Source organism: Cryobacterium sp. HLT2-28 (genome assembly GCF_004402495.1).
In the GTDB taxonomy this organism is placed as follows: domain Bacteria; phylum Actinomycetota; class Actinomycetes; order Actinomycetales; family Microbacteriaceae; genus Cryobacterium; species Cryobacterium mannosilyticum.
Genome location: NZ_SOFH01000012.1, coordinates 63,225 through 85,765, shown reverse-complemented (window position 1 = coordinate 85,765; position 22,541 = coordinate 63,225). Strand labels below are relative to the sequence as shown.

General features: G+C 69.3%; 21 protein-coding genes and 1 tRNA gene. 9 read left to right on the top strand and 13 right to left on the bottom strand.

The features are described from left to right. Positions 1-36 precede the first annotated feature (36 nt). Positions 37-657, bottom strand: a complete 621-nt coding sequence (tmk, locus tag E3O48_RS05950) for a dTMP kinase (protein ID WP_241982422.1) — start codon at positions 655-657, stop codon at positions 37-39. Beyond that, complete coding sequence (gene topA / locus E3O48_RS05945) at positions 654-3,641, bottom strand: type I DNA topoisomerase (RefSeq protein WP_134537685.1); 2,988 nt, start codon at positions 3,639-3,641, stop codon at positions 654-656. The genes tmk and topA overlap by 4 nt, the downstream gene beginning before the upstream one ends. Before the next feature lie 188 nt (positions 3,642-3,829). Here topA and E3O48_RS05940 point away from each other — a divergent pair, with 188 nt between their 5' ends. After that, on the top strand, positions 3,830-4,072 hold the full coding sequence (locus tag E3O48_RS05940) for a hypothetical protein (protein ID WP_134537684.1): 243 nt from the start codon (positions 3,830-3,832) through the stop codon (positions 4,070-4,072). 60 nt (positions 4,073-4,132) lie between these two features. Here the strand turns inward: E3O48_RS05940 and E3O48_RS05935 are convergent, their stop codons facing one another. The 5 genes from E3O48_RS05935 to E3O48_RS05915 form a co-directional block, all read right to left on the bottom strand. Continuing rightward, a complete protein-coding gene (locus E3O48_RS05935) occupies positions 4,133-4,495 on the bottom strand; it encodes an Rv3654c family TadE-like protein (protein ID WP_134537683.1) in 363 nt (120 codons plus the stop codon). Then, positions 4,495-4,842 carry a TadE family type IV pilus minor pilin gene (locus E3O48_RS05930; RefSeq protein ID WP_134510949.1) on the bottom strand — a complete coding sequence of 116 codons (348 nt, stop codon included), beginning with the start codon at positions 4,840-4,842 and terminating at the stop codon, positions 4,495-4,497. The genes E3O48_RS05935 and E3O48_RS05930 overlap by 1 nt, the downstream gene beginning before the upstream one ends. Next, positions 4,823-5,023 (bottom strand): DUF4244 domain-containing protein, encoded by a 201-nt coding sequence (locus E3O48_RS05925; protein ID WP_134537682.1) that lies wholly within the window; start codon positions 5,021-5,023, stop codon positions 4,823-4,825. Before E3O48_RS05925 ends, E3O48_RS05930 begins: the two co-directional genes overlap by 20 nt. A 505-nt stretch (positions 5,024-5,528) precedes the next feature. Further along, positions 5,529-6,521 carry a type II secretion system F family protein gene (locus E3O48_RS05920; RefSeq protein ID WP_241982421.1) on the bottom strand — a complete coding sequence of 331 codons (993 nt, stop codon included), beginning with the start codon at positions 6,519-6,521 and terminating at the stop codon, positions 5,529-5,531. Beyond that, positions 6,518-7,549 (bottom strand): TadA family conjugal transfer-associated ATPase, encoded by a 1,032-nt coding sequence (locus E3O48_RS05915; protein ID WP_134537714.1) that lies wholly within the window; start codon positions 7,547-7,549, stop codon positions 6,518-6,520. Before E3O48_RS05915 ends, E3O48_RS05920 begins: the two co-directional genes overlap by 4 nt. Before the next feature lie 691 nt (positions 7,550-8,240). Between E3O48_RS05915 and acs the strand changes: the two genes are divergently transcribed. Both acs and E3O48_RS05905 read left to right on the top strand, forming a co-directional pair. Next, positions 8,241-10,196, top strand: a complete 1,956-nt coding sequence (gene acs / locus E3O48_RS05910) for an acetate--CoA ligase (RefSeq protein ID WP_134537681.1) — start codon at positions 8,241-8,243, stop codon at positions 10,194-10,196. A gap of 163 nt (positions 10,197-10,359) precedes the next feature. Next, positions 10,360-11,547, top strand: a complete 1,188-nt coding sequence (locus tag E3O48_RS05905; RefSeq protein ID WP_134537680.1) for an acyltransferase — start codon at positions 10,360-10,362, stop codon at positions 11,545-11,547. Positions 11,548-11,712: 165 nt separating this feature from the next. Here E3O48_RS05905 and E3O48_RS05900 read toward each other — a convergent pair whose 3' ends face one another. Together E3O48_RS05900 and E3O48_RS05895 are read right to left on the bottom strand one after the other, a co-directional pair. Next, positions 11,713-12,183: a RidA family protein gene (locus E3O48_RS05900; protein WP_134510945.1), complete on the bottom strand. Its 471-nt coding sequence runs from the start codon at positions 12,181-12,183 to the stop codon at positions 11,713-11,715. 2 nt (positions 12,184-12,185) lie between these two features. Continuing rightward, entirely contained in the window at positions 12,186-12,320 is a 135-nt protein-coding gene (locus E3O48_RS05895; protein WP_241975069.1) for a DUF4177 domain-containing protein, read from the bottom strand. 84 nt (positions 12,321-12,404) lie between these two features. On the opposite strand from E3O48_RS05895, the gene E3O48_RS05890 reads away from it, so the two are divergent. The 5 genes from E3O48_RS05890 to E3O48_RS05870 all read left to right on the top strand — a co-directional run bounded on the left by E3O48_RS05890 (position 12,405) and on the right by E3O48_RS05870 (position 18,204). Continuing rightward, the gene (locus E3O48_RS05890) at positions 12,405-14,966 is read left to right on the top strand and encodes a transglycosylase domain-containing protein (RefSeq protein ID WP_134537679.1); all 2,562 of its coding nucleotides are present in this window, start codon (positions 12,405-12,407) and stop codon (positions 14,964-14,966) included. Beyond that, a complete protein-coding gene (locus E3O48_RS05885; protein WP_134537678.1) occupies positions 14,963-15,937 on the top strand; it encodes a metallophosphoesterase in 975 nt (324 codons plus the stop codon). Before E3O48_RS05890 ends, E3O48_RS05885 begins: the two co-directional genes overlap by 4 nt. A 56-nt stretch (positions 15,938-15,993) precedes the next feature. Next, a tRNA-Pro gene (locus E3O48_RS05880) sits at positions 15,994-16,067 on the top strand. 101 nt (positions 16,068-16,168) lie between these two features. Continuing rightward, positions 16,169-16,732 carry a PadR family transcriptional regulator gene (locus tag E3O48_RS05875; RefSeq protein WP_134537677.1) on the top strand — a complete coding sequence of 188 codons (564 nt, stop codon included), beginning with the start codon at positions 16,169-16,171 and terminating at the stop codon, positions 16,730-16,732. A gap of 2 nt (positions 16,733-16,734) precedes the next feature. After that, positions 16,735-18,204: a DHA2 family efflux MFS transporter permease subunit gene (locus tag E3O48_RS05870; RefSeq protein WP_134537676.1), complete on the top strand. Its 1,470-nt coding sequence runs from the start codon at positions 16,735-16,737 to the stop codon at positions 18,202-18,204. A 42-nt stretch (positions 18,205-18,246) separates the two neighbouring features. On the opposite strand, the gene E3O48_RS05865 is transcribed toward E3O48_RS05870, so the two are convergent. Next, positions 18,247-19,104, bottom strand: coding sequence for an MsnO8 family LLM class oxidoreductase (locus E3O48_RS05865; RefSeq protein WP_241982419.1), 858 nt, complete (start codon positions 19,102-19,104; stop codon positions 18,247-18,249). Continuing rightward, on the bottom strand, positions 19,098-19,274 hold the full coding sequence (locus E3O48_RS17970) for a hypothetical protein (protein WP_241982418.1): 177 nt from the start codon (positions 19,272-19,274) through the stop codon (positions 19,098-19,100). Before E3O48_RS17970 ends, E3O48_RS05865 begins: the two co-directional genes overlap by 7 nt. Before the next feature lie 189 nt (positions 19,275-19,463). Here E3O48_RS17970 and E3O48_RS05860 point away from each other — a divergent pair, with 189 nt between their 5' ends. Beyond that, positions 19,464-20,093, top strand: coding sequence for a VanZ family protein (locus E3O48_RS05860; RefSeq protein WP_134537675.1), 630 nt, complete (start codon positions 19,464-19,466; stop codon positions 20,091-20,093). A 31-nt stretch (positions 20,094-20,124) separates the two neighbouring features. Here the strand turns inward: E3O48_RS05860 and E3O48_RS05855 are convergent, their stop codons facing one another. Together E3O48_RS05855 and E3O48_RS05850 are read right to left on the bottom strand one after the other, a co-directional pair. Beyond that, positions 20,125-21,210, bottom strand: a complete 1,086-nt coding sequence (locus E3O48_RS05855; RefSeq protein WP_134537674.1) for an LCP family protein — start codon at positions 21,208-21,210, stop codon at positions 20,125-20,127. Positions 21,211-21,516: 306 nt separating this feature from the next. Further along, entirely contained in the window at positions 21,517-22,290 is a 774-nt protein-coding gene (locus tag E3O48_RS05850; RefSeq protein WP_134537673.1) for an HAD-IIB family hydrolase, read from the bottom strand. Positions 22,291-22,541 lie beyond the last annotated feature (251 nt).

Sequence of the window (22,541 nt, the reverse complement as noted above, 5' to 3'; positions counted from 1 at the left end):
GACACTCTCCTGAGCAGACGCGTCGGCCCGCGCGGGCTAGCGGAGGAGGGTGGCGACCCGGGCCCGGATGGTCGCGGCGATCGTCTCGACCGGCTCGGTGGCATCCACGATGAGGAATCGCTCCGGTTCGGCGGCGGCCAGCCCGAGGAAGGAGGCGCGCACCCGGCGGTGGAAGTCGGCCTTCTCCGCCTCGAGCCGGTCGAAGCGCTTGTTGGCGTTGTCGAGTCGTCCGCGGGCGGCGGTCTCGTCCAGGTCGAGCAGGATCGTCAGCTGTGGCAGCAGGCCCTCCGCCGCCCAGAGCGACAGGTCGCGGATCTCGGTGCCGCCGAGAACCCGGCCGGCACCCTGGTAGGCGACCGAGGAGTCGAGGTAGCGGTCCTGGATGACGACCTCGCCGCGAGCCAGGGCCGGGCGCACCGCGGTCGCGATGTGCTGCGCGCGGTCGGCCGCGTAGAGCAGGGCCTCGGCGCGGGGCGCCACCTCGCCGCGGTGGTGCAGCACGATGTCGCGGATCAGGACCCCGACCGGCGTTCCGCCGGGCTCGCGGGTGCGCAGCACCGTGCGGCCCTGGCCGGCGAGCCAGTCGGAGAGCAGCCCCGCCTGGGTGGACTTGCCGGAGCCGTCGCCGCCCTCGAGCGTGATGAAGAGGCCGGTCACGACTGCGCGGATGCCGTCGCCGCCTTGATCGCCGCGTTCGTTGCACGGGTGGCTGCGGCCTTCGCCGCGGTGGCCGCCTTCTGGGCCGGGGTGGCCGGCTTGCGCACGGTCGTGCTCGCCCCCGATGCAGCCGGCTTCCTGACGGCAGCCTTCTTCACGGGCGCCTTCCCGGCCACGGCCTTCTTCGCCGGGGCCTTCTTCGCCGGCGCCTTCTTGGCGGCCGTCTTTTTCACGACGGGGCCCTTGGCGCGCTTGTCGGCGAGCAGCTGAACGGCACGGTCGAAATCGACCTCCTCGACGCTTTCGGCCTTGGGGATGGTCGCGTTGGTGACCCCGTCGGTGACGTAGGCGCCGAAGCGGCCGTCCTTGATCTTGATCGCCTTGCCGCTCTCGGGGTCGGGCGTCTCGAACTCCTTGAGCGCGCTCGAGGCGCGTTTCGCCCCGTACTTGGGCTGCGCGTAGAGTTCGATCGCGCCGGCGAGGTCGATCTCGAAGATCTGGTCCTCTCCGCTCAGCGACCGGGTGTCGACGCCCTTCTTGAGATAGGGGCCGAACTTGCCGTTCTGCGCGGTGATCTCGGCGCCCGTCTCCGGGTCGATCCCGACGACGCGCGGCAGCGCCAGCAGGTGCAGTGCGGTGTCCAGGTCGATCGTGGCCAGGTCCATCGACTTGAACAGCGATGCAGTGCGGGGCTTGACCGCGGCCGCCTTCTTCGCGGCCGGCTTGCGCTTGGGCTTGGTCGCGGTGGCGGTCGCTGCCGGAGCGGCCGAGTCGGCCAGCAGGGTCACCTCACCGGTGACCGGGTCCACGGTCTCGCCGGGCTCGATGACCTCGGGCTCGGGCTCCAGCTCGGTGACGTACGGGCCGAACCGGCCGTCCTTGGCCACGATGGACTTGCCGTTGTCGGGGTTGATCCCGATCACCCGGTCGGTGATGACCGGCGCGTCGATGAGCTCCCTGGCCTTGGCCGGGGTCAGCTCGTCCGGTGCGAGGGCCGGCGGGATGTTCACCCGGCGCGGCGGGGCATCCGGGCCGGCGCCCTCGTCGGCGACCTCGAGGTAGGGGCCGTACTTGCCGATTCGCAGGGTGATGTCGTCGCCGATCGGCATCGAGTTGACCCTGCGGGCGTCGATCTCACCGAGGTTGTCGATCACCTGGCGCAGGCCTCGGTGTTTGTCCGAGCCGAAGTAGAAACTGGTCAGCCAGTCCACCCGGTCGGCCTTGCCGTCGGCGATGCGGTCGAGGTCGTCTTCCATCTCGGCGGTGAAGTCGTATTCGACCAGGTCGGAGAAGTACTCCTCGAGCAGCCGCACGACGGAGAATGCGATCCAGTTGGGCACGAGCGACTGGCCGCGGGGAGTGACGTAACCACGCTCGGTGATCGTGGAGATGATGGACGCGTACGTCGACGGACGCCCGATGCCGAGCTCCTCGAGCTTCTTGACCAGGCTCGCCTCCGTGTACCGGGCGGCCGGGGTGGTCTCGTGGCCCTTGGCTTCCAGTTCGAGCATGGTCAGGGCCTGGCCCTCCGCGAGCGGCGGCAGCTTCGACTCGGTCGGGTCGGTCGGGGCGTTGCGTTCCTCGTCACGGGATTCCTCGTAGGCGAGCAGGAAGCCGCGGAAGGTGATCACGGTGCCGCTGGCCGAGAACTCGGCGATCGCTCCGGATGCCGCGGGGTGCTCGGCGGGGCCGGTGGGGCCGGCCGCGATGGTGACCGACGCGGTCGAGCCGGTCGCATCCGCCATCTGCGATGCGACGGTGCGCTTCCAGATCAGGTCGTAGAGCTTGTAGTCGTTGCCGCGGAGCGACGACGACAGCGAGGCCGGCGTGCGGAAGGTGTCGCCCGACGGGCGGATCGCCTCGTGCGCCTCCTGGGCGTTCTTGCTCTTGCCCTTGTAGAGGCGCGGCTGGGCCGGCACCGTTTCGGGGCCGTAGAGGGCGGACGCCTGGGTGCGTGCGGCGGTGATGGCCTGCTGCGACAACGACGGCGAGTCGGTACGCATGTAGGTGATGTACCCGTTTTCGTACAGCGACTGGGCCACGCTCATGGTCTGGCGGGCGGTGAAGCGGAGCTTGCGCGCCGCCTCCTGCTGCAGCGTCGAGGTGGTGAACGGCGCGGCGGGGCTGCGACGGTAGGGCTTGGAGGCCACCTTCGTCACGGTCACGGCAACGTCGGGCGCCTTGAGCGCCTCGGCGAGGGCGAGGGCGGATGCCTCGTCGAGGGTCGCCGCGGCCACCTTCGGCTTGAGCTTTCCCAGGTCGTCGAAGTCGCCACCGGTGGCGATGCGCTCGCCGCCGAGGCGCACGAGCTTGGCCTGGAAGGCGGCAGCCGTCTGGTCGGCGCCGGGAGCGAGCTGCGCCAACAGGTCCCAGTAGCCGGCCGAGACGAACGCGAGGCGTTCACGTTCGCGTTCGACGACGAGCCGGGTCGCCGCGGACTGCACCCGGCCGGCGGAGAGGCCGGGGCCGACCTTGCGCCAGAGCACCGGGGAGATCTCGTAGCCGTAGATGCGGTCGAGGATGCGCCGGGTCTCCTGGGCGTCGACCAGCGCGGTGTCGAGGTCGCGGGTGTTGTCCCTGGCCTGGAGGATGGCCTCCTTGGTGATCTCGTGGAACACCATGCGCTTCACGGGGACCTTGGGCTGCAGCACCTGCAGAAGATGCCAGGCGATGGCCTCGCCTTCGCGGTCCTCATCAGTTGCGAGCAGGAGTTCGTCGGCGTTCTTCATCGCCCGCTTGAGTTCGGCGACGGTCTTCTTCTTGGCGTCGGACACCACGTAGTACGGTTCGAAGCCGTTGTCGACGTCCACGGAGAACTTGCCGAGCGGGCCCTTCTTCAGCTCGGGCGGCAGATTCTTGGGCTCGATCAGGTCGCGGATGTGGCCGACCGAGGACAAAACCTCGTAGCCGTCGCCCAGATAAGCCGCAATCGACTTCATCTTGGTCGGCGATTCGACAATGACCAGCTTCTTAGTGCCTGGCACCAGACTCCTCTTTATAGGTAACGACCCAATGAGGGGCCAAGGCACACCATACACACAGCAATCGGGTGCCTGCCTAATCGGCCGCGCCGGTGAAGGCCTTGGTGACGGGCTTGGTGACGGGCTTGGTGACCGGCTTGGGGACAGGCTTTGGGGCTTGCCAGTTCTGCGCTGGTGAGGACAATGGAGGCATGGGTACACCAGCAACGGGCACATACACCGCGAAGCTCACGGACGGCCCCCTCGAAGGCAAGACCATCACCACCGAGTTCCTGGAATCGGGTGACCCGCGACCCCGGCTCGAGATCCCGGCGGACACGGGCACTAAACGCTACCTCTATACCCGCGGCGCCGGACTCGAGTTCGAGTCGTCGGAATTCCCGGAACGGCCGACCGCCGTCGACTACCGGTACCTCGAGGCCGTTTTCGACTGATCCGCCCCGTTCTGATCCGCCCCGACTGATCCGCCCGGCACAGGACCGGGCGTGGCCGGGCTATGCACCGGGCGGGGGTCCGGCACGGGCGCGCGAGCCGAGTTCGAAGCCCAGCACGGTGCGCGCCACGGTGACGGATGCGATCAAGCCGTCCACCGCGCACCCGGTCAGCGCGGCACCGCCGAGTTCCGCCGCCGTGGCAGCGGCCTGGCACGGCACCCCCGCCACCAGGCCTGAGGCCGTGTCGGCTGCGGCGAGCGCGGCCGCATCGGCGGCGGCCCGCACGGCCGCACCGGCGGCGAGCACGGTCATCAGCGGCAGCAGCACCATGGTCAGGGCGAGCACGGCGCCGATCACCCCGACCGCGAGGACCGAACCCGACCCTCGCTCCGCCCGGCCCGGTCCGTCCCGTGGACGGTTCATCACGCGCCTCCGCCGAGCGCGCAGGATGCGGCCGCCACCGTGACCCCGAACGCGGCGAAGGCGCCGAACCCGCTCGGCATGCGCAGGCGCACGCAGACGAAGTCTCCCTGCCGCTCGGTGGTCATCGAGGCCGGTCCGACCAGACGGCGAACGAGCCCGGCGGCGGCGTCGTCGCCGTCGCCGCGGGCCAGTGACCGAGCGGCGGCGGCGGCGGCACCCGTGAGGCGCACCTGCTCTCCGGAGACCTGCACCGCACCGAGGCAGAGGGCGAGCACCAGGAGCACGGCGGGAACGACCGCGGCGAACTCCGCCGTCACCGTGCCCCGGTCACCCCACGGTGAGGGCATTGCGCACCAGGTCGGTCAGGATGCCGCGCACCTCGTCCCCGCGCAGAATCACGATGAGCAGGCCGGCGAAGCCGACAGCGGCCATGGTCGCGATCACGTACTCCGCGGTGGCGGCACCGGCGTCGGTGCGCAGGCGGCGCAGGAATCTCGTGCGGTCCGCAGGCGGGGTGTGTCCGGGCATCTGTTCGTCTCCTCTCGCGTCCCTCGACGCGGTTGTGGGCGGCACGACCGGCACCAGCCTCGCCTGCGGCGCCCGCCCGGTGCGGCGTCGGGACCGATCGGTGCGCAAGATCGGTCGGCGCGGGCAGTGGTGGAGAACACGCTCCGCATGGCCCGTCGTTCCCTGGCCGACCGGACGCGGGCTTGCCCTTTTCGTGTGTTGGTGGATCATTTTCGCGGAGCTCTTCCGCCCGGTCGTTTCGAGGCGTAGTCTTTGTCCACCGGAGCCAATGGGCTCGGAGAATCGGGGCGCTGATGGCAGACCAATCACCGAAGAAGAGCACAGGTAAGACCGTCGCAACGGAGTCTCCGAAGGTACAGCGCGCCGCCTTGAACATCAGAACGGCACGGAACAGCTAGAGCAGTTGGACGGCAGTTGCCGTGACTTCGGGAGCCGGGCCTCGGGCCCGGCTCTTTTCGTTAACCGGACACTGTCGGCATCGTCTTTCGGCATCGCCGCCGTCGTCTCAGAACACGGTCAGGGTCGACGACAACACCGTCATCAGCAGTGGCACAACGCCGACGAGCATGAAGGCCGGAAGCACGCACACCCCGAGGGGGATCATCAGCGTCACCTCGAGCGTCGCGGCCCGGCGCTGGCCCTCGGCTCGGGCGTCCCGCCGCAACTGCTCCGCCTCGGCGCGCAGCAACTCGGCGGCCGGCACTCCCGCACGAACCGACAGGTCGAGCACCTGCCCGATGGCGGCCGTCGCGTCGGCCCGGTGCAGCGCGAATCGGTCGACCGTGTCCTCCACGATGGCTCGCGCGCGGTCCACGGAGCCGCCGCCGCCCATGGCGATGGCGGTGAGGTCGAACTCGAGTCCCGGAGTCGGGTCCCTGGCTCTGGCCGTGCTCACCAGGCGCCGGTTCCACCGGTCCGCGGCGAACATCAGGGCCGCTCCGGCGACGAGGCAGAGCCAGCCCGGCAGGGTGAGGAAGAGCATCCGCAGGGTGTTGAAGCCCATCAGGCTGCCGAACAGCAGGCCGATCACGGGCAGGAACATGACCATGCGGGCTGTCGCGGCCGGCCCGGCGAGCGCCACAGCGAGGTCGGCGTGCAGGCGGCCCAGCTCGCGAAGCGACGCGGCGAGCTCTCGCAGGCAGGCCGCCAGGGGTGAGCCTGCCTGGGTTGCCACGCGCCAGGCCGCGGCCAGGCCGAGCCAGGCCTCACCGACCTGCCCGCCGGCCGCGGCGGCTTCGGCGGCCACGGCATCCGCGATGCTGTCGCCCGTCTGCCCGGCGGTGGCCGCCGCCCGGATGATCCGGGCGGTCGGCAGCGGCTCCGCGCCCGAGCCCCGCGGCGGTCGTCCGGGTCGCGGCGAGCCCGGAGGTTCGACCTCGACCAGGTGCTGCCAGGCGGAGGTCGGGGTGACTCCGGCTGAGAGCAGCACGGCGAGCCGCTGGGCGACCCGGGCGACATCGTCGATGCCCGGGGAGGCCTCGCGCCTTCGCTGCCTCACGTGATCGCCCTTTGCGGCACGGTGTCTGCTCCGGCTCCGGGCCCGGCTCCCGCGCCGCCGCCTGCGGTGACGGTCCCGAGCCGTCCCGCCTCGTCCAGCACGAACCGGCCCACCTGCGCGAGCCGGCGCCGGCCGCCCCGGCGTTCGAGGTGCAGCACCAGGCCGATCGCGCTGACCGCCTGGCGGGCCACGGCCTCGGCGCTCATCCCGGCAAGGGCGCCCAGGGCCTCGAGCCGGGCGGGCACGTCCCGGAGCGAATTGGCGTGCAGGGTGCCGGCGCCGCCGTCGTGGCCGGTGTTCAGGGCGGTGAGCAGCTCCCGGATCTCCGCGCCGCGGCACTCGCCGAGCACGAGCCGGTCCGGCCGCATCCGCAGCGCCTCGCGGAGCAGGCTGTCCAGGCCGATCCGGCCGGCACCCTCCAGGTTGGGCTGTCGTGACTCGAGGGCAACGAAGTGCGGGTGGTCGACGCGGAGCTCCGCGACGTCTTCGATCGCCACGATGCGTTCTCCCGGCGGGGCCTCCCCGAGCAGGGCCGCGAGCAGGGTGGTCTTGCCGCTGCCGGCCGCGCCCGTGATGAGCAGGTTCTCCCGGTCGCTCACCGCGGAGCGGAGCCGGTCGACGAGCAGCCGGGCCGGCTCCCCGGTGCCGCACAATCCGGCCGCGGCGAGGGCCGCCAGGTTCGGCCGCTCCGCCCGCGGCAGCCGGATCGACAGCAGGGTGCCCGTGCTCGAGACCGGCGGCAGCACGGCGTGCACCCGGATCCCGTCGGACAGCCGCACGTCCACGCACGGGCTGGCCTCGTCGATGTGCCGCCCGCCGAGGGCGATCAGGCGCACGGCGAGCTCGCGCACGGCCGTCTCGCCACGGTCCCAGCCGGGTTCGCGCACGAGTCCGCGGCCGGCGTCGACCCAGAGGCCGGCCTCACCGTTGACGAACAGGTCGGTGACGCCGGCGGCGGAGGCGAAACCGGCGAGCGGGCCCAGTCCGGAGAGATCGACCCGGGCATCAGGCGGCGAAACGGCGGGCATCGGAACGGCGGCTGGTGGGACGGGTGCCGTGAAGCCGACGCGGCCGACGGCATCCGGCACGAGAAGGCGTGCACCGAATCCTCCCGCCCGCGCATGCCGGGCCGGCACGCGCGCGGGCACGCCCTCCCCCGGCTCGGTCAGCGGATTCGCCAGCGGGTTAGCCAGCGGTTCTGCCAGCGGCCCTGCCGCGACTGAGCTGGCGAACGACGGGACGGCGACGAAGGGTTCCGGCATGGACCGACCCTAGGCCGGCCGGGCGCCGGCCCTGAGACGAGACGCCGGCCCGGGCGCTGTCGCCGCCTGGCGCTCCTGTGGAGGAAGAGACGGAGGAGCGGGCCGTCACAGCGACCGTCACAGCCGTTACAGCCGTCACAGCCGTCAAAAAAAGGGGGGCGGCACCTATTGGGGGGAACAGGTGCCGCCTCGGCAGCACGTTGATTGGGGGGAACCAAACGCACCGCAGGTCAAAACTTTCGTTCGGACGTGTCCAAGTGTATAAGGAAAACGGAGATGCGCAAGTCCCTTTTGTCCTCATAAATGAGGACACGGAACCGACAGACCCTTTTCACCCCTCAAGGGGACGCTGCAAGGCCTCGCAATCGGCCGCAACCCGTCGGTTCAGACCCGCGGAGTATGGTTCAGGGGGGCTGGCTACGCGCCCATCAATGCATCGCAAAGGAGCGAACCAGGTATGAGCGTAAAGATCGACAACCTTCTGCACGAGACCCGCAGGTTCCCGCCGACGCCCGAATTCGCCGCACAGGCCGTCGGGACCGCCCAGCTCTATCGGGATGCCGCCGCCGATCGTCTTGAATTCTGGGCTGATCAGGCACGTGAATTGCTGCACTGGCAGAAGCCGTTCACGAAGACGCTGGACTGGACGAACCCGCCGTTCGCGAAATGGTTCGAAGACGGCGAACTGAACGTGGCCTGGAACTGCCTCGACCGGCACGTGCTGGCCGGCAACGGCGACCGCGTCGCCCTGCATTTCGAGGGCGAGCCGGGCGATTCCCGCGACATCACCTACGCCGAACTCACGGCCGAAGTGAAGCGTGCTGCGAATGTGCTGAGAAAGCTCGGCGTCAACGCCGGGGACCGGGTGGCGATCTACCTCCCGATGATCCCCGAGGCCGTGATCGCGATGCTCGCCGTGGCCCGGATCGGCGCCGTGCACTCGGTCATCTTCGGCGGGTTCAGCGCCGAGAGCCTGCGTTCGCGCATCGACGACGCCAACGCCGTGCTCGTGATCACCGCCGACGGCGGTTACCGCAAGGGCAAGGCCTCCGCACTGAAACCGGCCGTGGACGAGGCCCTGGCCGGCAACGACACCACCGTGCGCAACGTTCTCGTGGTCAAACGCACGAACGGCGAGGTGGACTGGACCGAGCGCGACCTGTGGTGGCACGACGAACTCGCCTCGGTCGCGGGAGAGCACGAGGCGGAGGGCTTCCCCGCGGAGAACCCGCTGTTCATCCTCTACACCTCCGGCACGACGGGAAAGCCCAAGGGCATCCTGCACACCAGCGGCGGCTATCTCACCCAGGTGGCCTTCACCCACAAGAACGTGTTCGACCTGCACCCCGAGACGGATGTCTACTGGTGCACCGCAGACGTCGGCTGGATCACCGGCCACAGCTACGTCGTCTACGGGCCTCTCGCCAACGGCGCCACCCAGGTATTGTTCGAGGGAACCCCCGACACCCCGCACCCCGGCCGGTGGTGGGAGATCGTCGAGAAGTACAAGGTGAGCATCCTCTATACGGCGCCCACCGCCATCCGTACCTTTATGAAGCTCGGCCGGCAGATCCCGCAGGGCTTCGACCTGACCAGCCTGCGGCTGCTCGGGTCGGTCGGCGAGCCGATCAACCCCGAGGCCTGGATGTGGTACCGCGAGGTGATCGGCGGAAACGTCGCCCCCGTGGTCGACACCTGGTGGCAGACCGAGACCGGCGCGATCATGATCTCCGCCCTGCCCGGGGTGACCACGACCAAGCCCGGCTCCGCCCAGGTGCCGATCCCGGGCGTCGTGATCGACGTGCTCGACGACGAGGGCAACCATGTCGGCCGGGACAACGGCGGGCTGCTGGTGGTGACCGAGCCGTGGCCGTCGATGCTGCGCGGAATCTGGGGTGACCCCGATCGGTTCAAGGAGACCTACTGGGAGAAGTTCGGTTCGGAGAACCCCCGGTACTTCGCCGGAGACGGCGCCCGGCTCGACCGGGACGGCGAGATCTGGCTGCTCGGCCGGGTCGACGACGTGATGAACGTGTCCGGGCACCGCCTGTCGACGGCGGAGATCGAGTCGTCGCTGGTCGCGCATCCGATGACCGCCGAGGCCGCCGTGGTCGGTGCGCACGACGACACGACCGGCCAGGCCGTCGTCGCCTTCGTGATCATCAAGTACAGCCACCTGGAGGAGTCCTCGCACGCGGACCTCACCGCGGTGCTGCGGGCGCACGTGTCCCAGCAGATCGGCGCGATCGCCAGGCCCCGGCAGATCTTCATCGTGAGCGAGCTGCCGAAGACACGGTCGGGCAAGATCATCCGGCGTCTGCTGCAGGATGTGGCCGAGGGCCGGGAGATCGGCGACACGACCACCCTCGCCGACACCTCGGTGATGACGGCGATCATGTCCACACTGAAGTAGCCCCCGGCCCGCCCCGTCGCCCTGGCCCACCGCCACGGCGGCGACCTGTGAGAAAAGCCGCCTCCGAACCGCCCGGGAGGCGGCTTTTCTCACAGTTCGGCGGAGGACGGTGACGGATGCCGCGCGGAGGGAATTCACAAGGGGCTCCCCTACCGTGGGGTCAATGTCCCGACTCCCCTCGCCCGGCCGTCTGGTTGCCCTCGATTCCCTGCGCGGCGTCGCGGCCCTGATCGTTCTCGTGCACCACGTCTCGATGACGGCGCCGGCGGTCTCGGCGGCCTACGAGTCGAGCGCCGGCGTCGAGTTCCTGTCGGTCGGCTGGTGGACGACGCTGTCGCCCCTGAAGCTGCTCTTCGCGGGGCCGGAATTCGTGCTGGTGTTCTTCGTGCTGAGCGGCTTCGTGCTCGTGCGGTCTCCCCTCGCGGCACCCGCCTACGACTGGATGGCCTACTACCCGCGGCGGGTGATCCGGCTCGTCGTTCCCGTCGTGATCTCAGTGGGGCTGGCGGCGGCCTGGATCTACTTCTTCCCGCGCACCGGCGACCCGGGCGGCGGCGCGTGGCTGGCCCGGCAGGACAACCCCAGCCTCGGCCTCGGCAACCTGCTGCGCGAGGCGAGCATCATCACCGAGACCAGCCGGCCCGACGTCAACCCGCCGCTCTGGTCGCTGGCCTGGGAGATGTGGTTCTCACTGCTGCTCCCGGTGGGCGTGGTGCTCGCCGCGGCCACCCGGCGCTGGACCGGGCTCTGGGCCGCGCTGTTCCTCGCCGTCTCCGCCTACGGCTACGTCACCGGGATCGAACCGCTGATGTACCTGCCCGCGTTCGCACTCGGCGCCCTGCTGGCAGCCAACTTCGAGTCCCTCCAGGCGGGCGCGGCCTCCCTGGCCGCCCGGCGCTGGGGCACCGCCGCGTGGATCGGCCTCACCGCCCTGGGCCCGCTGCTGCTGATCGCGCACTGGCTCGCGCGCCCGCTCCTGACCGGCCCGTGGAGCGATCTCACCCTCGCCCTGCGCGTGCCGGGCGCCGTGCTGGTCGTCGCCGCCGTCGCGCTCTGGCCGCCGCTGCACCGGCCGTTGACCGCGCCCCCGCTGGTCTGGCTCGGCACGGTGAGCTTCACCCTCTACCTCGTGCACTTCCCGATCGTGGTCACCTTCGGCAACCTGTTCGGGCCGGAGCTGTGGTGGCTCGGCGCGCTGGTCTCGGTGCCGCTCAGCCTCGTGCTCGCCGAGCTGATGACGCGCTGGGTCGAACAGCCCTCGCTGAAACTGGCCGCCGCGGCCGGGCGGGCGTTCGCGCATCCGTTTCACGCCGCGAGGCTCCAAGCCGACAATGGTCGCGCCGACAACTAGTCGGCTGGCGCCCTAGCCCGCGCCCGTGCGCCCGGCGCCCGCGCCCTGCCGAGCGCTCCAGTTGCGCCGCTGCGCGCCAAGTGCGCCTGGCGCGCAGCGGCGGAAGTGGCGCGCTCGCGAGTGACCGGGCGGCGCGCTGGCGCGCCCGCGAGGACCGGATGCCGGCTAGGCGAACGAGACGATCAGCTCGACCTCGACCGGGGAGTCCAGCGGCAGCACCGCGACGCCCACGGCCGACCGGGCGTGCACGCCCTGGTCGCCGAAGATCTCGGCCAGCACCTGGGAGGCGCCGTTGATCACGCCGGGCTGGCCGGTGAACGACGGGTCGGATGCCACGAAACCGGTGACCTTGACGACCTGCGTGATCCGGTCGAGCGACCCGATCACGGCCTTGATGGCGGCCAGGCCGTTGAGGGCGCACTGCCGGGCGTACTCCTTGGCGTCGCCGGCCGGCACGAGGCCGTGGCCGTCGCCGACCTTGCCCGTTGCCGGGAGGGCGCCGGACACCATCGGCAGCTGGCCGGAGGTGAACACGAGCGACCCGGACACGACGGCGGGCACGTAAGACGCCACCGGGGGCACCACGCTCGGCAGGTCGATCCCCAGTTCGGCGAGACGCGCTTCGATTTGCGACAAGACTATGATCCTTCCGTTGGGGCGACCGGGCGCTTGAGGTAGGCGACGAGCCCGCCCTCCGGCCCGGGGACGACCTGCACCAATTCCCAGCCGTCAGAGCCCCAGTTGTTCAAGATTGCGGCCGTGTTATGAATCATCAGCGGCGTCGTAAGGTACTCCCAGGCAGGCATATGGCTCCGATTCAGGCGGTCTTTCAGGTTTTGTCCCGTAACCTCAAGTGTATGTCTGCCAAAAATCGAACGGTTAGCGGAGCGCTCGGCGGGTTCCTGGGCTTCGTCGGGATGAGTGCCATCGCCGGCATCCTCGTCACCGCCGCTGTGACCCCCGCTCTCGCCCTGTCCGGTATGGCCGCAACGAACACGATCAACGTGTTCGAGAACCTTCCCGACTACCTGGCGATCGACCAGCTCGCGCAGCGCAGCAACATCTACGCCACCCGCAGTGACGGATCGACCGGCCTTCTGGCATCGTTCTACGACCAGAACCGCGTGGAGGTGAAGTGGGACGCGATCAGTCCCTTCGTCAAGGATGCGGCGATCTCAGGCGAGGACCCGCGCTTCTACGAGCATGGCGGCGTCGATTTGCAGGGCACGGTCACCGGCCTGGTCACCACCCTGGCCAGCGGATCGGCCCGCGGCGGATCGTCGATCACCCAGCAGTACGTCAAGAACGTTCTCGTGCAGAAATGCGAGGTGCTCACCAGCCAGAAGAAGCGCACGACCTGCTACGACGCGGCCACGGAGACCAGCCCTGATCGCAAGCTCAAGGAGATGCGACTCGCCATCGGCGTGGAGAAGAAGTACCCCAAGGACGACATCCTCCGCCAGTACCTGAACATCACGGGCTTCGGCGGCACGGTCTACGGAATCGAATCCGCCTCCAACTACTACTTCAACACCACCGCCGCGGCATTGACCCTGCCGCAGGCGGCCAGCCTCGTAGCGATCGTGAACAACCCGGTCAAATTCCAGCTGGACTACCCCGATAGCAAGACCAACGGCGCGGCGAACGGCTACGCGGCGAACAAACAGCGCCGCGACTACATCCTCGGCGAAATGCTCAAGTACAAGAAGATCACCCAGGCTGATCATGACGCGGCGATCGCCACCCCGATCGAGCCGGTCATCACCGAACCGAGCACGGGATGCACGACCGCCGGCACCAGCGCCTACTTCTGCGACTACGTCACCAAGATCCTCCAGACCGACCCGACATTCGGTCCGGATGAGGAAACCCGCTTCGCGAACTTCCGCCGCGGCGGCTACAACGTCTACACGACCCTGGATCTCGACCTGCAGAACGCGGCCGTGGACACGATGAACAAGTACGTGCCCAAGAGCTACGACGGCTGGGACGTCGGCAGTGTGATCACGAGCGTGCAGGTGGGCACCGGGCGCGTCCTGGCGATGACCCAGAACAAGGACTACACGCAGGACCCGGAGGTTGCCAAGACCAACCCCAACGCCACGGGCGTCAACTACAACACCGACATCGACCAGGGCGGGTCCCACGGCTTCCAGCCTGGATCCACCTACAAGGTCTTCACCCTCGGTGAGTGGCTGACCGAGGGGCACTCCCTCAACGAACGGGTCGACTCCCGGCGCAAGTCGGACTGGGGCACGTTCAAGGACTCCTGCAACGGGCCGCAGAACTTCCCCGGCTACAACCCGAAGAACGACGCGAACGAGGGCGGCACGAACTACACCGCTCTCGAATCCACGGTCGGCTCCATCAACACGGGTTTCATCGGCATGGCCAAGAAACTCGACCTGTGCGGCATCCGCAAGACGGCCGAGAACTTCGGCGTGCACCGCGCCGACGGCGATCCTCTCGAACAGGGGGTATCGGCGGTGCTCGGCACGAACGAGGTCGCTCCCCTGAGCATGGCCGTCGCCTTCGCCGGGATCGCCAACAACGGCGTCACCTGCAGCCCTGTTGCGATCGACAAGATCACCGGGCCTGACGGCAAGGAGCTCACGGCGCCGAAGTCCGCCTGCAAACAGTCGGTCGACCCGGCCGTCGATGCGGGGATGACCTTCGCCATGCAGAAGGTGATGACCAGTGGTACGGCCACGGCGTCGAACGGCGCGACGTCGCCGAAGGTCCCGATGATCGGCAAGACCGGAACCACCGACGGCAACAAGGACACCTGGATGAGCGGTGCGAGCTCCAAGGTCGCCACCGTGGTCGGCGTGGTCAGCGTCACCGGCGACATCAACCAGCGACAGGTGAGCTTCCCGGGCGGCACGGCCGCCACCGCGCGACACCGGATGTGGCCGGACGTCATGTCAGTGGCGAACGCGAAGTATGGCGGTGACGCCTTCGCGGAGGCCTCCTCGAAGGTGCTGCAGGCCGTTCAGGTGCCCATCCCGGACCTGCGTGGCAAGACGATGGCGGATGCCCAGTCCACTCTCGAAGCGGCCGGCTTCAGCTTCGCGGACGGCGGCGTGACGGACTCCGAGATGCCCGCAGGCACCGTCGCCCGGACCGACCCGGCCGGCGGCACGAGCGCCAGCCGCGGATCGACCGTGACGGTGTTCTCGAGCAACGGAACCCAGGTTGTTGTTCCCGACGTCGTCGGGAAGAGCGAGGCCGAAGCCCGGGCAACCCTGAGCGGCTTCGCCGTGACCAAGGCCGAACAGGACGTCACCGATCCCAAGCAGGTCGGCGTTGTCCTGGCGATGACGCCGGCGGCCGGTACCGGCTCCGCGCCCGGCGGCCAGGTGTCGATCACAATCGGCAAGCTCGGCGCCGGCAACGGCAATGGCAAGGGCAACGGATGACCACCGGCGGTAAGGCCGTCGCGGTGAGCCTCGGAGCCCTGGCCACGGCCGGGCTCGCCGCCTTCGCCTGGGGCTCCCTGGTCGAACGCCGCCTGTTCACGCTGCGCGAGGTGACCGTTCCGGTGCTCGCCCCCGGGTCTGATCCGATCAAGGTGCTGCACCTGTCCGATCTGCACATGGCGCCGTGGCAGCGCGACAAGCAGGACTGGGTGCGCGGCCTCGCCGACCTCCGGCCCGACCTCGTCGTGAACACGGGCGACAACCTCGGCCACGAGGACGGCGTTTCCGGCATCGCCTACGCGTTGGAACCGTTCAAGGGCGTGCCGGGCATCTTCGTCAACGGCTCGAACGACTACTTCGGCCCGATTCTCAAGAACCCGTTCCGCTACTTCGGCGCACCGTCGCTGCTGCGAAACGCGATGCACCAGAAGCTCGACATCGACAGCCTGCACCGGGTCTTCGCCGACCTCGGCTGGACGGACCTGAACAACACGGCGGAGGCTCTCGACGTCAACGGCACGCACCTGGAACTGTTCGGCGTCGACGACCCGCACATCCGTCGCGACCGGCTCGATGTGATCACGCGCGCCGTCGACGACCTGCGCGCGAACGACCCGCTGGCCGACGAATCCTGGCCTGACCCGGAGGAGGCTGCCGCGCCCCGGCCGACGCTCACCATCGGCGTCGTGCACGCGCCCTACCAACGGGTGCTGAATTCCTTCGTGAACCACGGCGCCCAGCTGATCCTCGCCGGCCACACCCACGGCGGCCAGGTCTGCGTGCCCCGGTTCGGCGCCCTCGTCACCAACTGCGACATCCCGCGCAAGCAGGTCAAGGGACTCAGCCTCTGGGACTCCGGCCTGCACACCGCGTACCTCAACGTGTCGGCGGGGCTCGGAACCTCCATCTACGCGCCCGTGCGGTTCGCCTGCCCGCCCGAGGCGACGCTGCTCACCCTCACGTCCGCTTAGGTCTGTCGAGACCCACCTCCCCGGTGGGGTTATACTTGACAAGGCTTACGGGCCATCGGGGTATGGCGCAGCTTGGTAGCGCGCGTCGTTCGGGACGACGAGGTCGCAGGTTCAAATCCTGTTACCCCGACAAATGCACACAACCCCCACTCTGCGGAGTGGGGGTTTTGTGCATTCCGGATCACCCCGCATCCGGTTGACCTGCAAGACTACTCATGCGAGAGTAAACGGATGTCGTCCATCCGCCTGTTCATTCTCGGCTCCCTTGCCGAACGCGGGCCCATGCACGGCCACCAGCTGCGGCTCCTCGCCGAGCAGGAACACGTGCACCTGTGGACGGACATCTCCGTCGGCTCGGTCTACGGCGCGATGAAACGGCTCGCCGCCGAAGGACTGATCGACGTGGTCCGGGTCGAGCGGGAGGGCAACTACCCGGAGCGCCAGGTCTACGAGGTCTCGCCGACCGGCCGGCAGGCGCTGTCCGCACTGCGGCTCGAGGGCCTCTGCACGATCGTGATCAAGCCGGATCCGTTCGACCTCGCCATGACCCGGCTCGACCCCGACCGCCTCGACGAGCTTCCCCGGATGATCGACGCCCGGCTGCTCTCCCTCCGCGCCATGCTCGCCGACGCCGAAGCCGTCACGGCCTCGGCACTCCCCTATCTCACCGCCAGTGAACGCTTCGTCATGCGCCACAAGGCCGATCGCATCCGTGCCGAGATCGCCTGGCATGACCAACTCGTCACCGTGCTGCCCGACATCATCGCGGACGAACTCGCCCGAAAGGACCATTGACAATGTCAGACACCACCCAGGCCGGCCGCCCCATGGCGGTCATCCCCCGCCACGCCTGGCAGGCCCTCGTCGTGCTGCTCGCCGGCATGTTCATGGCCCTGCTCGACACGACCATCGTGAACGTTGCGCTGCCGACGATCCGCACGAGCCTGAACGCCTCCGAAGCGACGCTCTCCTGGATCATCTCCGGTTACGCCCTCGCCTTCGGCCTGGCCCTGATCCCGTCCGGGCGTCTCGGCGACCGGATCGGGCACAAGTGGGTCTTCTTCACCGGTCTGGCCTTGTTCACCCTGGCCAGCCTGGCCTGCGGCCTGGCCCAGAACGACCTCCAGATGATCATCGCCCGGGTGGTGCAGGGTCTCGCCGGCGGCATGTTCGTGCCTGCCGTCACCGCGGTGATCCAGCTGTTGTTCCCGCCGATGGCGCGCGGCAAGGCCTTCGCGATCATGGGCTCCGTCATCGGCGTCTCCACGGCGCTCGGGCCGATCCTCGGCGGGCTGATCATCCAGGCCTTCGGCAACGAGAACGGCTGGCGCCTGGTCTTCTGGGTCAACCTGCCGATCGGCGTCGCGGCGTTGATCGCCGCCGCCCTGCTGCTGCCGTCCGGCTCCGAACGCGCTTCCGACGAGGCACGCTCGGGAATCGACTGGGTCGGCCTGCTCCTCATCTCCGCGGGCCTGGTCGCCCTCCTCGTGCCGCTGATCGAGGGCCAGGACCAGGGCTGGCCGCTCTGGACCTACCTCACCCTCGCCGCCGGCGCACTGCTCGTCGTCGCCTTCGGCGCCTGGGAGGTCATGTTCACCCGCTGGGGCAAGAGCCCGCTGGTCCCGCCGCGGTTGTTCCGGCATCCGGCGTTCTCCGGCGGCATCGTGCTCGCCCTGGTCTACTTCGCGGCGTTCACCAGCATCTTCTTCACCATTTCCATCCTCTGGCAGGCCGGCCTCGGCCACACCGCGCTCGAGTCGGGGTTGGTGTCGATCCCGTTCGCGTTCGGCACGATCATCGGCGCCTCCCAGAGCAACCGGCTGGCCCAGCGCCTCGGCCGAACCGTGCTCGTCATCGGCGTGGCCCTGGTCACCGTCGGCCTGGTCTGGATCTGGCTCGATCTGCTCCTGATCGGCCCGGAGATCACAAACTGGCAGCTGCTGCCGCCGCTGGCGATCGCCGGCCTCGGCAGCGGGTTCTTCATCGCGCCGAACGCCCAGTTCATCGTGGCGACCGTGGATCGCACCGAGGCGGGTGCGGCCAGCGGCGTCGTCGGAGTGATGCAGCGAGTCGGCAGCGCAATCGGCATCGCCGTGATCGGCAGCGTGTTCTTCGGCACCCTCGTCGTCGCCGGCCCCGGACCGGCGGCCCTCGCCGCAGGTTTCACCACCAGCGCGACGGCCGCGATGGGCGTCAGCGCCGCGTTCAGCGTGCTCGCGCTGCTGCTCGTCTTCGTGCTGCCCAAGCGGGTCGACGCCCGCTACTGACGCGGCTGAGTTTCGGACAAAGCACCTCGACGGCGAGCTCGGTCAGGCGGCGGGGACGGCCGCGGCCGGGCTCGACGCACGCAGGCCGGCCACGATCTCCAGCGAGCGGATGCGGCCGGCCAGGCTGGACGACTGCGCGCTCACCATCAGCTCGTCCGCACCGGTCGACCCCAGCAGGCGGGTCAGCGCGGCATCGACCTGATCGGGGGTGCCGACCGCCTGGCGCCGGTTGCGGGCCTGCACTAGCTCCTGCTCGTAGGGCGAGAACCGGTAGGCGAGCGCTTCCTCCATCGAGACGGGCGCGGGCTTCTTGCCCTGGCGCATCCGGATGAAGGTGATCAGGCCCGGCAGCGATTCGCGGCGCACGACTTCGGCGTCGTCGTCGCTGATCACCCCGACCGCGATCATGGCGTGCGGCTCGGCGAGGAAACTGCTCGGCTCGAACCGGTCGCGGTAGAGCGCGAGCGCCGCCTCGGTGCCGTCGCCGGCGAAGTGGTGAGCGAAGGTGAACGGCAGGCCGAGCACGCCGGCGAGCTGGGCGCTGAAGCCGCTCGAGCCGAGCAGCCACAGCTCGGGGGCGTCGCCGAGCCCGGGGTAGGCGGTGATCCCGCGCAGCGGGTTGTCCTCGGCCAGCCCGCCGTGGAAGAAACCGATCAGGTCCACGAGCTGCTGCGGGAAGTCATCGACACCGAGGCCCTCAATGCTGCGGCGCAGGGCCAGGGCGGTGGCGCCATCCGTTCCCGGCGCGCGCCCAACGCCGAGGTCGATCCGGTCGCCGGAGAGGGCGCGCAGGGTGCCGAACTGCTCGGCCACGACGAGCGGGGCATGGTTGGGCAGCATGACCCCGCCCGATCCGACCCGGATGCGCTCGGTGCGGGCCGCAATTCCCGCGATCAGCACGGGCGGAGCGCTCGAGGCGATCGCCGGGGGTGCTCGGCCACCGAGAAGCGGTCGTAGCCGAGGTTCTCGGCGACCTGCGCCAGACGGATGCTGCCGGCCACCGCATCCGCGTTGGTGCCGCCCGCGGGGCGGCTGGCCAGGTCGAGCACGTTGATCGGTAGCGTTTGCATCTCCCGATTCAACCGCAGACCGGGCCGTTGGATTCCCCGGGGAGGGAATCGGGCGCTTCGCACCCGACCCGCCTAAGCTGTCAAGACCTACGGTGTCCCGATCTGCTTTCCGGCAACACTGCTTTCCGGCAGCACCGCTTGCCGGCAGCACCGGACTGATCCGGCCGCCCGAACGAGGAGGACTGCGCGATCGGAACACGACACTCCCCCGCCAACGGCTCGCTGGCCACCGCAGCACGGAGGCACGGAACGCTGCACCGGTGGACGTTCTGGCTCACCGCCGCGTATCTCGTCGCTCTCGTCCTGATCGCGTTATGGCCGACGCCCGTCGACCGGAGCGCCCACCACGACATCCTCGGCGTTCTCCGCTGGCTGCAACTGCACGGGGCCCCGCCCTGGGTGCGCTACGACGTCGTCGAGTTCTCCGCCAATATCGCCTTGTTCGCCCCCGTCGGTGTCTTCGCGCTGATCCTGGCCGGCCCCCGGCGCTGGTGGCTGGCCCTCCTGACCGGCTTCGCCGCGAGCTGCGCCATCGAACTCGGCCAGCTCCTGTTCCTGCCCGACCGTTTCGCGACCGTGGCGGATGTCGTCGCGAACACCGCGGGCGCGGCGGTGGGAACGTCTCTCGGGCTGCTGCTGCTTGCGCTGGCACCGTCGCTGTCCGGTCGCACCGGCCGGACTCCGTCGCCCCGCCCCGCCACTGAGCAGCCGCGACCGAGCACCCCTCCGTATCCCGAGGAGGATTTTGACCGGGAGGCACCCAACCCGATGAGCGCCTCCCGGCTGTCCCGCAGGCGCCAGGCGCCCCGGGAACACTAGGGCGCAGCGGCCCGTTGGTCGCCGCGCACGGTCAACCCATCGTCTGCACCTCCGGCTGGTAGGCGCCCAGGGTGTCGGTCTTGAACCCGTTCTGCACGGCCGCGAGTGCCGACCAGTCGATGTTCACGATCGACTGCCCGTCGCTCGAGGTGCCGGTTCCGTTGGTCGGCATGGTGAAGAATTCGACCTCCGGCTCGCGGACCGCACGCAACTCCCACGCCAGCCCGGTCAGATAGGCGGAGGTGAGGCCTTCGTCCACCGCGAGGTAGGGCGTCACGGAGCTGACCAGGCTGGTCGTCTTCCCGACGTCGGCCAGCACCGACTTGTGCATTATCGCCACGAGCACCGCCTGGATGATGAGCTGCTGGTTGCGCACCCGCTGGAAGTCGCCGTCGGCGAAGGCGTACCGCTCCCGGGCGAACGCCATGGCTTCCGTGCCGTTCAGGTGCAGCGCGCCCTCCTGGAAGTAGTGCCCCTTCAGGTGGTAGGACTCGAATCCGATCGGGTTGCTGATGTCGACGCCGCCGAGCAGGTCGGTCACTCCCTTGAAACCGGCGAAGTCGACCACCGCGACATGGTCGATGCGCACGCCGAGCAGCGTCTCAACCGTCTGCACGGCCAGGGGCACTCCGCCCCAGGACAGCGCGGCGTTGATCTTCGCCGTGCCGTGCCCGGGAATCTCCAACCAGCTGTCCCGCAGGATCGACATGACGTACAGGTTCTTGCGGTCGGCCGGAACGTGCACGACCATGATGGTGTCGGAGCGTTCGCCACGGATGCCCGCCAGGTCGCGATCGGTGGCGCCACGGGTGTCCGAGCCGAGCAACAGGATGTTCTGGGCCGGTGTCGTCGGCGCGGCGACCGGCGCCGGGGTCGCCGCACCGGGTTCAGGGGTCGGTTGCACGGCCGTGGAGCCGGCGGCGGGCGCCGCCGGTGGGCGCACGGCATCCGCCGGAAAGGCGTTCGAGATCTTCTCGGTCTGGGTGTCGAAGGTGCGAATCAACGTGAACGCGTAGACGCCGCCGATCGACACGAGCAGCAGCACGACCGCCCCGAAGACACCCCAGGCGATTCGCCAGGGATGGCGTTTGCGGGCAACCGCGGCTGTCTCAGTCATGAGACACCTCGGTGCGCCGAGCAGCGGGCAGCAGGGCAGAAGCCGGTCGGCGGAGCGCAGGCGCGCCGGTCGGCTGGGGAGGATGGTTCGTCGCCCCACAAAATGGGTGTTTTCTGGCGCGACAATATGCAGGGCACGTTCGGCATTCGGGTTGCCTCCAGCTACCGCTCGGGTAAACGGTTAGGCGATCGTAGCGCCGTACCCCCTGAATGGGAATGGGCTATCGGACCGCAACGCCGGGGCCGTGCCGATCCGTTCAGGCCTGGACCGTGCGAACATCGACCCCCGACCGTGATTCACCGGAAATCAGACTGCGCCGGCCTCGAGCCTCGGGATCAGGGTCTCCAGGAACGCTGCGGTGTCTTCCCAGCCGCCCACGGCGACGCATTCAACCCCGAGCACCTTCACCGGGTAGTCGTTGCCGTTCTCGTCGAGGCGGTCGCCGACGAAGAGCATCTCGTCGAGGGAAACTCCGGTGAGCGCGGCGAGCTTGTTCATGCCGTAGGCCTTGTCGATGCCACGCCGGGTGATGTCCACCGAGGTGGAGCCGCCGGAGCGCACCTCGAGGTCGGGCAGCAGCGCCTGCACCGCTTCGCGAAGGGTGTTCTTCTTCTCCCCGCTCGGGTCCCAGGCGGTCTTCGCGGCGACCGGGGCAGCCTGGCCGAGCGCGGAGAAGGTGATCTGCGAGCCGCGGTCCTCGAGGATCGGACCCCAGGTGTCGCTCTCCCAGTAGCCGAGCTCGCGGGCGGTGGCTTCGACCGCGATCAGCGCGCTGGCCTTCTCCGCGTCGGTGAGGAGCTCGGCGTAGATCTGGGTCCACGAACCCTCGATGTGGCGGTAGTACTGGGTTCCGCAGGTGGGCATCAGATGCAGCCCGGCGAGGGCCTCGTCGCTGACGTTGTCGAGGTTGTCGATCAGCTGCATATGGAACTGGGCGATCTGGCCGCCGGAGATCACGCACACTTCGACTGCGCCGAGCAGGCGCACCATCAACGCCGCCATCCGGGGGTCGAGCGGCGACTTGGAGGCGGCGAGGGTGTCGTCGAGGTCGAAGGCCACGAGCCGGGGCAGGGAAGTCATGTCTGGTGGTTCCTTTATCAGGATCAGTGCGCCGGGAATCAGGCCGGCGCGGAGCGTCACCCATTCGCAACGTCACAAAAAACTCTACAGGCGACCGCTGGATGCTTTCTCATCGAGACCGGGAGCACGCATCCGTCGGCCGCTCGCGGCGGTTGAGCCGCTGACGCCGCACGCCGGGATGGAGTTTTTCGCGACACACCGTGTTCCCCGCCACGGATTACGGCGTGTCGCGAGTTCCTCCACCTTGAGGA

Bases quoted from the DNA above. Each gene is read 5' to 3' on its own strand.
- E3O48_RS05890 (WP_134537679.1), top strand. From the start codon at position 12,405: ATGTCTGCCAAAAATCGAACGGTTAGCGGAGCGCTCGGCGGGTTCCTG.
- E3O48_RS05885 (WP_134537678.1), top strand. From the start codon at position 14,963: ATGACCACCGGCGGTAAGGCCGTCGCGGTGAGCCTCGGAGCCCTGGCC.
- E3O48_RS05940 (WP_134537684.1), top strand. From the start codon at position 3,830: ATGGGTACACCAGCAACGGGCACATACACCGCGAAGCTCACGGACGGC.
- E3O48_RS05925 (WP_134537682.1), bottom strand. From the start codon at position 5,023: ATGCCCGGACACACCCCGCCTGCGGACCGCACGAGATTCCTGCGCCGC.
- E3O48_RS05905 (WP_134537680.1), top strand. From the start codon at position 10,360: ATGTCCCGACTCCCCTCGCCCGGCCGTCTGGTTGCCCTCGATTCCCTG.
- E3O48_RS05930 (WP_134510949.1), bottom strand. From the start codon at position 4,842: ATGCCCTCACCGTGGGGTGACCGGGGCACGGTGACGGCGGAGTTCGCC.
- E3O48_RS05935 (WP_134537683.1), bottom strand. From the start codon at position 4,495: ATGAACCGTCCACGGGACGGACCGGGCCGGGCGGAGCGAGGGTCGGGT.
- acs (WP_134537681.1), top strand. From the start codon at position 8,241: ATGAGCGTAAAGATCGACAACCTTCTGCACGAGACCCGCAGGTTCCCG.
- E3O48_RS05855 (WP_134537674.1), bottom strand. From the start codon at position 21,210: ATGACTGAGACAGCCGCGGTTGCCCGCAAACGCCATCCCTGGCGAATC.
- E3O48_RS05870 (WP_134537676.1), top strand. From the start codon at position 16,735: ATGTCAGACACCACCCAGGCCGGCCGCCCCATGGCGGTCATCCCCCGC.
- E3O48_RS05850 (WP_134537673.1), bottom strand. From the start codon at position 22,290: ATGACTTCCCTGCCCCGGCTCGTGGCCTTCGACCTCGACGACACCCTC.
- E3O48_RS05875 (WP_134537677.1), top strand. From the start codon at position 16,169: ATGTCGTCCATCCGCCTGTTCATTCTCGGCTCCCTTGCCGAACGCGGG.
- E3O48_RS05895 (WP_241975069.1), bottom strand. From the start codon at position 12,320: ATGATTCATAACACGGCCGCAATCTTGAACAACTGGGGCTCTGACGGC.
- E3O48_RS17970 (WP_241982418.1), bottom strand. From the start codon at position 19,274: ATGCAAACGCTACCGATCAACGTGCTCGACCTGGCCAGCCGCCCCGCG.
- E3O48_RS05915 (WP_134537714.1), bottom strand. From the start codon at position 7,549: ATGCCCGCCGTTTCGCCGCCTGATGCCCGGGTCGATCTCTCCGGACTG.